Genomic DNA, 10,816 nt, shown 5'->3' with positions numbered 1-10,816 from the left:
GCCGTGACCCTGCGCTTGCCGCATATCCGCGTCGACTTTCCGGGCGGTATCGGCGACACCCCGTTGCGGCCGATCAGGGTCCGGTTCGGCGACCGCTCCGTGCGGCTGTGGCTGAAGCTGGAGTCGGCGAACCCGTTCGGATCGATCAAGGCCCGCACCGCGGACGCGCTGCTGGCCACCTTGGAGGCGACCGGCGAACTGCGCCCGGGCCGGCGGGTGGTCGAGTCCACGTCCGGCAACCTGGGGGTGGCGCTGGCCGGGCTGTGTTCGGCCCGCGGCTACCGCTGCACGCTGGTCGTCGAGCCGAGCACGCCAGCGGCCAGCATCGAGGAGATGACCGGCTATGGCGCGGACGTGGTGACGGTCGCCGATGTCCCAGGTGGACGGACGCTGGACGCCCGGTTGCGTGCGGTCCGGGAGATCCTGGCGCGGGACAGCCGGGCGGTGTGGACCAACCAGTACGAGAACCCGGCCAATCCGGGTGTGCATGAGAGCAACACCGCGGCCGAGCTCGCGAAGGCGGCGCCGGACGGCGGGTTCGACGCCGTCGCGGTCTCGGTGTCGACCGGCGGCACGCTGGCCGGCATCGCCCGCTACTTCCGGGACCACCAGCCGGGAACGCGCATGGTCGCGGTGGACGCGGTCGGCTCGGCGGCACTGGGCGGCGTGCCCGCGGACCGCCCGCTCAAGCTCGCCGGCTTCGGCTCCGCCCGGATCTCGACGTTCGTCGACGACGGGCACTGGGATCATCTCGTGCGGCTCCGCGACGCGGACGCGATCGCGGCGTGCGCGACCATCCACGAGCGGACCGGTGTTTCGCTCGGCGGGAGCGCCGGGGCGACGGTGCTCGCCGCCACCGTACGAGCCATGCTCGACCCGGACCTGCGGGAGCTTGCCTGTGTCTGCCCGGACGCCGGCGAGAAGTACGCCCGGCTGCGGGCGGCGCCGGCGACGGCCGCCGTCGAGGAGACCGGCGAAGGGATCGCCGTGGCCCTCGGTGTGTTGGGCCGCGCTGAGCACGAGGAGAGGCCGTGACCACAGGCACGATCACCTACCTGGACAGCGCGGACGTGGACCGGCTGTGCGCCGGCCTCCCGGTCGTGGACCTGGTGCACGAGACCCTGCTTGCCTTCCACCGCAAGGAGGCCGGCTTGTTCCCGGAGACCGGCCTGCACTGGACCACGCCGTCCGGCGCGTCCGCCCGCAGCCTGATCCTCCCGGCCTGGTCCGGTGACCGTTACGGTTGCAAGATCATCAACGCCTCGCTCGGCAACCAGCGGTTGGGCCTGCCCCGCGCGGCCGGCCTGATCGTGTTGAACGACCCGGAAACCGCCCGGCCGGTGTGCGTCATGGCCGGCGGGCGGATCAGCGCGTTGCGCACGGCCGCCGTGTCGGTCGCCGCGGTGCGGGCGGTTCGCGACCTGGCGGACATCACCAGCGTGGCGTTCCTCGGCTGCGGCCGGCAGGCCGAGGTGCACCTCGAGTTGCTGACGCCGGCCTGTCCGAACCTGACCGAGGTGCTGCTGTACGACGTGGACCGCACGCGGGCGGTGCGGCTCGCGGAGCGGGGCCCGAACCGTGCCGTGGTGGACCGACCGCACGACGCGGTCGCGGCGGCGCGGCTGTCCGTCGCGGTGACCACGACCACCGAGTCCTATGTGGAGCTGGACTGGGTGCCGGCCGGCGGCACATTTGTCAACGTCTCCCTCGACGACGCCGCGGAAAGCCTGCTGCTGGGCTGCGACCACCTGTTCGTCGACGACTGGGACCTGGTCACCGGCGATGACCATCGCCTGCTCGGCGTGCTGGCCAGGGCCGGCCGGGTCAGCGGTCCGGCGGAACCGGCACCCGAGGGTGGCCGGGCCGTCGACGCCGACCTGCCGACGCTGCTCTCCGGCGGGTATCCTCGGCGGATCGCCGCGGGCGATCGGGTGGTGATCAACCCGTTCGGCATGGGCGTGCACGACATCGCGCTCGCCGCGGCGGTGTACGGTGGCGCGATCCGACAGGGGATCGGGCGGTCACTGCCCCGCTGAGCCCAGCTCGGCGAATACCTCGGCGCTGTGCTCACCCACCGCGGGTGCGGCGCTGCGCAACGACTCGAGCCCCGCACCGAACCGGACCGGGAACCGCACCTGGCGCCGGGCGGGCTCGGTCGCCGAGCCGGGCAGCGTGCCCACCAGGTCACGGGCGACGACGTGCTCGTCGGCGAGGACCTCGCCCGCCGACTCGTACACCGGCGCCCATGGGACATCCATTGTGGACAGTCGAGCGCGCCACCAGGCGAAGTCCCGCCGGGCGAAGACATCCGCCAGCATGGCGTGCACATCGGCCTTGGCCAGGGTGCGATCGGCCCGCCGGTCATGGCGCGGGTCGGCGAGTTCGGGGAAGTCCCCGGCGAACGCCTGCCGGAAGGCAACCCAGAACTTGTCCTCGAAGGTGGCGAGCGCGATCCGGCGACCGTCGGCCGTGCCGAACACGTCGTTGTCACCGGTGAGCAACGGGCTGTCCGCCGAGCGGTCGGGCGGCAGCAGCGGGCCGGCCCACGCGGCCGCGGCCTCGTGCAGCGAGACATCCAGGTGCTGGCCCACCCCGGTGTCCCTGGCCGAGGCGGCGGCCACCGTGATCGCCAGCGCGGCGTACATGGCACCGGCCAGGTCCGCCACCCGCACGCCGACCCGGTCGACGGTCGCCTTCACCCGGTGCGGCACCGCGAAGAACCCGGACAGGGCAAGGAAGTTCAGGTCGTGCCCGGGCCGCGAGGCGTACGGGCCGTCCTGGCCGAACCCGGTTATCGAGCACAGCACGATCCGCGGGTTGGCCGCCCGCAGCCGCTCGTAGCCGAGCCCCATGCCGGTGAGCACGCCGGGCCGGTAGCTTTCCACCACGACGTCGCTGTGTGCCACCAGCCGAAGCAACCTCGCCCGCCCGTCCGGCGAGCGCAGATCCAGCTCGACCGACCGCTTGTTGCGGTTCACCGCCGCGAAGGCGTCCGGGTCCGCGTGCCGGCCGGGGTCGCCGCCCGGCCCCTCGATCTTGATCACGTCCGCACCGAGGTCGGCGAGCAGCAGCGTGCCGAACCCGGTCAGCAGCCGGGTCAGATCCAGCACCCGGAGCCCGCGCAGGCCCGGCCATTCCGTTCCCATGAGCGGTATTCCCAACTGTCTCACCCGCCGTGCCCGGCGAGTTGGGTGACGAAGCCACGGCCGCGCAGGATCGACATGTGCGCGGCGCGCAGGTCCGCGCCCGGTTCGATGCCGAACTCCGTGCGCAGCCTGCGGTCCAGGTCCCGGAACAGGGCGAGCGCGGCCACCCGCTGGCCGGATCCGGCCAGTCCCAGCATCAGCCGGGTGTGCAGGCCCTCGTGCACCGGGTGGGCGTGCACCAGCGGGCGCAGCCGCCGGATCGCCTGCTCGAACCGGCGGTCCGCGATCCTCAGGTCGGCCAGCCGAAGCACGGCATCGAGTTTCTGCCGCCCGTACTCCACCGCGAGCACGTGGCTGGTCAGCGGCTCGCCGGCGCCATCGAGCACCGGACCCCGCCACAGCGCCACAGCCTCGGTCAGCAGTTCCTCCTCAAGCTCCGCATCGCCTGCGGCGCGGGCGTCCTCGGCGTCGCCGATCAACTCGTGGAATCGCAACAGATCCAGCTGCGCCACGTCGATCCGCAGCTCGTAGCCCGCGGGCCCACGCACGATCGTCGGATTGCCGGTCGCGGCACGGTGTTGTGCCAGCAGTGCCCGCAGCCGGGAGATGTAGGTATGGACAAGCTGGTTGAACGAGTCCGGCGGGTCCTCACCCCAGAGCACGTTGACGATCTCCACGTGCGACACCGTCTGGTTGGCCCGCAACGCCATCAACGCCAGCAGGCTCTGTTGCTTGGGGGTGCCGGTCTTCAGCGCCGTCTCGCCGCGGACCGCCCCGAACGGGCCGAGCACCCGGATCTCGAGCCGGCCGTCCACCCCGGTCGCGGCACGGCAATGGTCGAGCAGCCGCGACTCGTGCAGTGCCTCGGCCAGCCGCTCGACGGAGTCCTGACGCGGAACCCGTACCCGGCCCTGTTCGATCTCGCGCAGCGCTCGCAGACTCAGTCCCGACTTCACCGCCAGCGCCCGCTGGCTCAACCGTTGCCGGTGCCTTGCGGTTCTGATCAGCTCCCCCAGCGGCGCATCCTCCGCCACGAGCGAAGCATCCAAACCGTTCGTCATCAACAACTCCCATCATCCCCACCGGATCCCGGGGAGCGCCATACCTTCCGGCGCCCGCCGGGCCCACCGCAGCTCACCGGTACAGATCAACTCGGGTTCTCCCCACACCCACAACGAGCGGTGGGCGACCGCCACCTTCAGCGGGTCGACCGCCAACCGAACCCACCGCCGTCCGGCCGGCGTCTCCACCAGCAACTCCTTGACGCCGTAGTCCTCGTGCAGCACGACGGCCGCGCTGCGCACCGCGCGGTCGTCGGTTCGCCGCGGGCGTCCGTCCACTCCGTACGCGTCGAGCCGGAACCCGGTGTACCCGACCCGATTGGTCACCAGCAGCGCTCCGGCGCCGATTCCGGTGCGGCGCCGGCACATCCGCATCGCGACCGCGGCCCAGTCCAGCTCCCGGCCGGTACCCCGGACGATCAGGAAGTCCCGATCGGCGTCACAGACCTTGGCGAAGGAGAGGAACATGCCGCCGCCTCCCCGTCGACAGGGGCGCCGGTCTCGGCGGTCAGCACCGCGGCGGTCAGGATGTCGGCCGCGAGGTCGACCACCTCGGCGGCGACGTTCAGCGGCGGGAGCATCCGCACGACCGCGTCGCCGCGTCCGCCCCGCTCGACGATCAGCCCTCGGCACAACGCGGCCAGCTGAACGTCCCGCGCGAACTCCCCGGCCGGCGCACCGGTCACCGGGTCGGCGAGCTCGACCGCCCACATCAGACCCATGCCGCGCACCTCGCGGACCCAGGGACTGCGCTCGGCCAACTCGGCCAGCCGCGCGGACAGCTGCGCCTCGCGGGCCAGCACGTTGTCGAGCACGGCGTCCCGTTCGATGATGTCGAGCGCGGCCACCCCGGCGGCGAACGCGAGCTGGTTGCCACGGAACGTGCCGATGTGCGCGCCCGGCGCCCAGCGGTCCATCGCCCGGTCATAGATGATCATCGAGACCGGCAGGCCGATGCCGCTCAACGCCTTCGACGCCACCACGATGTCCGGTTCGATACCGAAGCGCTCGAACGCGAACCAGGTGCCGGTGCGGCCGCATCCGGTCTGCACCTCGTCCACGATCAGCGGGATCTCCAGCCGCGTGGTGATTTCCCGTAGCCGCCGGACGAATTCCGGCCGGGCGGGGATGCCCCCGCCCTCACCCTGCACCAGCTCGATCAGCACCGCGGCCGGGTGGGCGATGCCGCTCATGTCGTCGGTCAGCACCCGTTCGAGATAGGTCGCGCAGTTCGTGTCGCAGGTGTCCGGGGTCAGCCCGAGCGGGCAACGACCGCAGCCGGGGTACGGGAAGAAGTGCACCCCCGGCATCCCATTGGCCACCACGTCCTTGGGATAGCGGCTTCCGCTGACCGCCATCGCACCCGCCGTGCTGCCGTGGAACGCACCGTGGAACGCCGCGACGTCGCCTCGACCGGTGGCCATCTTGGCCAGTTTGATCGCGGCCTCCACGCCGTTGGCGCCGGTCGGCCCACAGAAGTGGATCTTCATGCGGTCACGCATACCCGCGGGCAGCATGTCCAACTGCCGCCGGGTGAACACATCCTTCACCGGTGTCGGAAAGTCCAACCCGTGCACGTACTCGCCCAGTTGTTCGGCGACCACCCGGACGATCTCGGGATGCCCGTGGCCGAGCGAGAGCACTCCCGCGCCGGCCAGGAAGTCGATGAAGACGTTGCCGTCCACATCCTCCAGAAAGCTGCCGGAAGCACGGCGCACCGCGATCGGCAGGTTGCGCGGGTAGGTGCGGGCGCTCGACTCGAACCGGGCCTGGCGACCCAGGTACTCCCGACTGCGCGGGCCCGGGATCTGGGTGCGGATGATCGGGTTCACCGTGATTGTCCTCTTCGGCATCCCGCCCGCTTGAGCGGAGCCGTCCACCACTCGCCGGTCCCCAACTTGACCACTCCATCGCTTTGTCTGGGAAGAACAAAGTTCCGAGCGTCCACGCGGGCCGGTTGGTGACGCCGCGCACTCTCGGAACGGCCGCAATCGTGTACCGCGGGTCCGCCCGGCGAGAACCGCCGCTTCACAACCCGGCAACTCGACTGCTCCAGACATCAAGTTCCGGACCGTTCGATACCGACGGAGCCGGCGCCACCTTGGACGAATCCGGATCAGCGGCTACGACGATGCGGTCTACGCCGTTCGCCGATCTCCTCCACCGCCAATTCACCCGCGCCCGGGTCGTCAGTCGCAGGCGTCGGTGGGTGCGTAGTCGTAGAGGCGTTGGAAGCGGTTGATGTAGTCGACCACGACACCGTTGTCGACATTGTCGTTCCCGCCGACCCGGACGTTGAGCTCGACGCTGTTGCGCAGGCTTCCGGTGGCGTAGATGTGTGAGCCGGTGAGCACCACCTCGCGGTACGCGCCGTCGTACCGGGCGTCGATCACGATGAACTTGTGGTGCAGGTGACAGACCACCCGCACCTTGTCCGACGCCGCGGGATCGCCACTGAGCCGTTGCCGCAGCGTCTGCAGCCACGGTCGGGAGACGCCGTCGGCGATCAGCACCCGGACACTGCATCCGGCGGCGTCGAGCCGGTCGAGCTCGTCGAGGATCCCGGTGCGGGTGTTCTCGTTCCAGATCGAGATCGCCACCCACACCCGCTTGTCCCAGTCGCCGTCGCCATCCCCGTCGGCATGGCATGCGGTGGTGTTGGCCAGTTGCCCGGCGATCGGATCACCGGGCTCCAGCCTCGGGTAGACCCAGCCTCGTTCCGGCAGGTCGCCGCCGCTGACCGGGTCTCCGGCGCGGTCGCGCTCGGCATTGGTGTCCCAGCCCATCCAGTCGTCCGCCCAGGCGCGGTCGAAGAACTCGGTGAAGAAGGTGTGCAGCGCCCGGTCACCGCGGATGCGGACGAAGTCGTTCCAGGCGGTCTCGTAGTCCCAGGCGGTCAGGTTGCTGGACCCGGCGGCCACGACCGGCACGCCGCCCAGCTCGAAGAGGAACAGCTTGCCGTGGTTCATCGGGAGATGTTCGTTGTCGCCGTACGGCCCGTCCTCGACCATCACGCAGTCGTCCTGGCCGTCCGCGGCGCCTTCCTCGTCGTCGCACACCAGCAACGGGACACCCGCGGCGCGCAACGTGGCGATCGGGCGGAAGCCCCGGGACTGCTCGTCGAGCATGACCTCGACGTGCACGCCCGCGCGGTAGGCGGCGACCACCTCGGCGGCCAGCCGCTCCGGCCAGACGCCGTCGCGCCAGTGATACATCATGATCTTGATCGTGTCGCCCGGCCGCGCCGACGCCACCAGTGCGCCGAGGCTCTGCACGATCCGGCTGCTGACGTCCGGGCCGGTCAGCGGATCGCTGAAGCAGGACACCACCTTGGCGGTACCCAGCATCTGGCAGGGATCGGCCCAGATCGCGGCCGGCGCGGCCGCAGAAGGCACGGGTCCGGGAAGCATCGCCAGGACCGATACCAGGCCGGCGAGCAGCACACGACGCATGCTGCTAGCTTCTCCTCGGCCGGACTACCTGTCCAGGCTGATCATGACGGCGTTGTTGGCGCCGGCGAATGCGGCGAGTTCGCCGTGGAAACCGTGACCGGTGAACGTCATTCCGACGATGCCGACGCCACCGACGCCGACGCTGCTGTCCTTGGTGATCTTGTAGCCGGCGGCGGGCAGGGCGTCCCGGTAGAAGTCCGCGGCCTTGACCGTGTCCACGCCGCTCACCACGATGCCGATGCCCCGCGCGTTGCTGGCCCGGGTGACGGTGACACCGGGCGGCAACGGGAAGTCCTCGTCCGGCCAGTCGTCCGGAAAGGCCGTGGCGCCACCGGATCCGCCGTTGTCCGTGGTGGGCTTCTGCGGCTTCGGCGCGGGCGGCGGCGCATTGTCTTCGGTGGCCTGATTCTGGTCCTCGACGACGGTCACCGTCTGCGGGGCGGCCGCCTGGCCACCGCCCTCGCAACCGGCGACGGCCAGGGCCGCCGTGGTCATGACGGCCGTGGCAACCACCCGCGCCGCGCTTGGCTTGATCCTCATCGCACTCCTCCGTGGCATGCGGCCGGTCCAGTCCGGCCGGACGGTGCACAGCTTCCGGCCGCGGCGCGAACCAACCGTGAAAGCACCGGTCACCCCCGGCCCAGGTAGTGCCGGTCGGCCGCCCGGGCGCGGGTCGCGTCGCCTGCTCGCCACCACAGGGCCACCAGTTCCTCGGCCAGGTCGTGCCGCCATGGCTGCGCGGCGAGCACGGATTCGTAGGCCGCGGCCCGCTGTTCGACCGGCCGGCCGGCGTCGCCGGTGATCCGGCCGGCCGCGCGCAGCCGCAGCTCGTCGGCCTCGGCGCGAACGTCCGCCAACGCCGCGAGGTCCGGCTCACCGGCCGCGACGTCGGCACCAAGCAGGGCCAGTGCCTGCTCGAACCGCCCGGCGAGCACATGCTCGCGCGCGTCGGCCACATCGACCTCGGCGCGCACGTGGACCCGATCGCGGTCGGCCCGCAGGTACGCCGACGGCTCCCCCGGCGGCCGCTCCGGCTCGAGCACCCGGCGCAATTCGGCCAGCGCGGTGCGCAGCAGGGTGCGCCCGCGTCCCGGTTCCCGCCCCGGCCACAGCCGCTCGACCAACTCCTCGCGCCGCAGCCCGCGCGGGCCGGCCGCGGCGAGGGCGAGCAGCGCCTCGCGTGCTTTGCGGCTGCGCCAGGCGTTTGCCGGCAGGATTCGGCCGTTCACCTCGATCTCGGCCGCGCCCATCAGCCGGACCCGCAGGCCGCGCTCGCTGCCGACCAGTCCCGGGGTGAACCGCCGGGCTTGCGCCTCGAGCAGCGCGAAACCGAGGCGGCGCAACGTCGACGCCTCGGCCGCCGCGCGCCCGGCCGCCGCGTCGTCCGCGGCCAACCCGGCGGCGGCCAGGCGCAGCAACGCGGCCTGCAGACGGCTGGCCGCGTCCTGCCGCCCGACCGTGCGCCGCAGCGCGTCGGCCACGCTCACCGCCTCGCCGACCCGGCCGGCGGCCAGCAGAAACCAGGCGTGCACGCCGGCCGCGGCCAGCAGCTCCAGCCCGCCGCGCCCGGTTGCCGCCCGGTAGGCCCGTTCGGCGGTGGCGGCCGCGGGGGCCGCCGGATCCGGTCGGCCGGCCTCGTACACCGCCACCTTGGCCAGCAACGCATCCCCGACGGCCGGCCCGAGATCGGCGCCGGCCAACTCCTGCGCGTCCTGCGCCGCCGCGCGGGCCTCCCGCAGGTTGCCCCGCTCGAGCGCACACTCGCAGCGCACCCAGCAGGCGAGCACGGTGCGGGGCCCGCCGGACACCGCCGCCTCCGCTCCGATCACGTCGCCGAGCCAGAGCCGGACCAGACCGAGCCAGGAGTCCACGGCCTGCGCCATGCGCGGATCCGTCGCGCCCCTGCGGGCGGCGGCCAGCTCGGCCGCGGCGTTGTCCAGGTCGCCGCTGTGGGCCAGCGCCGAGCCGAGTGCGAACCGGGCCGCCGCCTGGGCTGCCGGGGTGACCGCCATGGCCAGGGCCCGTTCGGCGTGCGCGATGGCCGAGTCCAGGTCCACGGTGGCGGCGACCGCGGACAGGGCCGGCGGCAGCGACCGGCGCAGCTGCGCCGGCAACCGGTAGAGGCGCGGCCGCACCCAGGACACCGGCAACCGACCGACCGCCTCAGCGAGCACGTCGGCGGCCCGGTCCGGCCGGCCGCAGTCGAGCAGCAGATCCACGGCGGTGGCCGGGTCGGCGCCGGCGAGCGCGTCAGCGAGGGCGGCTACCGTCGCCGGTGCCACCCGGGTGCCGGCCAGCCAGGCCGCGCGGGCCGGGTCGGCGAGTCGCAGCCGCCCGCTTTCGGTCTGTACCAACGGTGTGCGTTCGGCCAGGCGCCGCGCCGCGGCGTCGCTGACCAGCCGGTCCAACACCTCCGCCGGGATCGCACCGGCCAGGGCGAGCAGGTCGAGCGCGGCGCGGCAGCCCGGGTCATCGGCAACGGCCACGCCGAGCGCCTCGGCCAGCGCCTGGCCGGTGCCGACCGCTCCGAGCGGACCGCCCTTTGCGGCGGCCGCGGCCACCGCCGCCGGCCAGCCGCCGGTGGCCGTGTGCAGCGTCTCCGCCTCGTCGGGGTCGGCGCCCGTCCGCTCGAGCAACGCGCCGACCTCGGCCACGGTGAAGGCCAGCATGGCGGCGTCGACGAGTCGCGCGGCGGTGCCAAGCCGGCCGAGCAGTCCGGCCGGCCGGTCCCGGGCGCACACCAGCACCGCGCTGCCGGAATCCAGCAGTGGCACGGTTTCAGCCAGCCAGCGGGCGAGATCGGCGGCGTCGGCCCGGTCGGCGTCGTCGACCACGAGCAGCATCGGATCGCCCGCCGCCGCGGCCAGCAGCGCCTCGGCGTGCACCGCCGGATCGGCGGCCGGCCCGGCCGGTTCGGCACCCAGGCTCGTCCGCGCCGCGGCGACCAGGGCACCGGCCGACGTTCCCGGGGTGCTCGGGCGCAGCCACACCACCCGCGTGGAACCCGGCACGGTGTCGGCGAACTGGGCGGCCAGCACGGTTTTCCCGCCGCCGGCAGGTGCCACCAGCACCAGGCACGGCACCTGGTGGCCGAGCAGACGGGGTCTGGGCAGCGCGGTGGGAAACCGTGGCCGCCGCGCCATTCGCCCCTCCCGCC

At 72.8% G+C, this 10,816-nt stretch carries 9 protein-coding genes; 2 read left to right on the top strand and 7 right to left on the bottom strand.

Annotation, left to right across the window (positions count from 1 at the left end; all coding sequences use genetic code 11):
* The first annotated feature begins 3 nt into the window (after window positions 1–3).
* Both VFV67_RS11400 and VFV67_RS11395 read left to right on the top strand, forming a co-directional pair.
* A complete protein-coding gene (locus VFV67_RS11400; RefSeq protein ID WP_326469446.1) occupies window positions 4–1,035 on the top strand; it encodes a cysteine synthase family protein in 1,032 nt (343 codons plus the stop codon).
* On the top strand, window positions 1,032–2,036 hold the full coding sequence (locus VFV67_RS11395; protein WP_326469445.1) for an ornithine cyclodeaminase: 1,005 nt from the start codon (window positions 1,032–1,034) through the stop codon (window positions 2,034–2,036). Before VFV67_RS11400 ends, VFV67_RS11395 begins: the two co-directional genes overlap by 4 nt.
* Here VFV67_RS11395 and VFV67_RS11390 read toward each other — a convergent pair.
* The 7 genes from VFV67_RS11390 to VFV67_RS11360 all read right to left on the bottom strand — a co-directional run bounded on the left by VFV67_RS11390 (window position 2,022) and on the right by VFV67_RS11360 (window position 10,802).
* Window positions 2,022–3,146, bottom strand: a complete 1,125-nt coding sequence (locus tag VFV67_RS11390; protein WP_326469443.1) for a CaiB/BaiF CoA-transferase family protein — start codon at window positions 3,144–3,146, stop codon at window positions 2,022–2,024. The two genes, VFV67_RS11395 and VFV67_RS11390, sit on opposite strands and share 15 nt — an antisense overlap.
* Window positions 3,147–3,166: 20 nt before the next feature.
* Window positions 3,167–4,180 carry a BTAD domain-containing putative transcriptional regulator gene (locus VFV67_RS11385; RefSeq protein WP_326469441.1) on the bottom strand — a complete coding sequence of 338 codons (1,014 nt, stop codon included), beginning with the start codon at window positions 4,178–4,180 and terminating at the stop codon, window positions 3,167–3,169.
* A 39-nt stretch (window positions 4,181–4,219) separates the two neighbouring features.
* Entirely contained in the window at window positions 4,220–4,675 is a 456-nt protein-coding gene (locus VFV67_RS11380; RefSeq protein ID WP_326469439.1) for a hypothetical protein, read from the bottom strand.
* A complete protein-coding gene (locus VFV67_RS11375; RefSeq protein ID WP_326469438.1) occupies window positions 4,627–6,039 on the bottom strand; it encodes a diaminobutyrate--2-oxoglutarate transaminase family protein in 1,413 nt (470 codons plus the stop codon). The genes VFV67_RS11380 and VFV67_RS11375 overlap by 49 nt, the downstream gene beginning before the upstream one ends.
* Before the next feature lie 357 nt (window positions 6,040–6,396).
* Window positions 6,397–7,659, bottom strand: a complete 1,263-nt coding sequence (locus tag VFV67_RS11370) for a phospholipase D-like domain-containing protein (RefSeq protein WP_326469436.1) — start codon at window positions 7,657–7,659, stop codon at window positions 6,397–6,399.
* A gap of 24 nt (window positions 7,660–7,683) precedes the next feature.
* Complete coding sequence (locus tag VFV67_RS11365) at window positions 7,684–8,199, bottom strand: hypothetical protein (RefSeq protein WP_326469434.1); 516 nt, start codon at window positions 8,197–8,199, stop codon at window positions 7,684–7,686.
* A gap of 89 nt (window positions 8,200–8,288) precedes the next feature.
* Window positions 8,289–10,802, bottom strand: a complete 2,514-nt coding sequence (locus VFV67_RS11360) for a hypothetical protein (protein ID WP_326469432.1) — start codon at window positions 10,800–10,802, stop codon at window positions 8,289–8,291.
* Window positions 10,803–10,816 lie beyond the last annotated feature (14 nt).

This window comes from Actinophytocola sp. (assembly GCF_035762905.1).
GTDB lineage: Bacteria > Actinomycetota > Actinomycetes > Mycobacteriales > Pseudonocardiaceae > DASYTH01.
Note: the sequence above shows the minus strand (reverse complement) of the source record. Positions and strands in the feature narration are given on the sequence as shown.

Excerpts from the sequence above, each read along its gene's own strand:
- VFV67_RS11390 (WP_326469443.1), bottom strand. The coding sequence starts at position 3,146 with ATGGGAACGGAATGGCCGGGCCTGCGCGGGCTCCGGGTGCTGGATCTG.
- VFV67_RS11380 (WP_326469439.1), bottom strand. The coding sequence starts at position 4,675 with ATGTTCCTCTCCTTCGCCAAGGTCTGTGACGCCGATCGGGACTTCCTG.
- VFV67_RS11370 (WP_326469436.1), bottom strand. The coding sequence starts at position 7,659 with ATGCGTCGTGTGCTGCTCGCCGGCCTGGTATCGGTCCTGGCGATGCTT.
- VFV67_RS11365 (WP_326469434.1), bottom strand. The coding sequence starts at position 8,199 with ATGAGGATCAAGCCAAGCGCGGCGCGGGTGGTTGCCACGGCCGTCATG.
- VFV67_RS11360 (WP_326469432.1), bottom strand. The coding sequence starts at position 10,802 with ATGGCGCGGCGGCCACGGTTTCCCACCGCGCTGCCCAGACCCCGTCTG.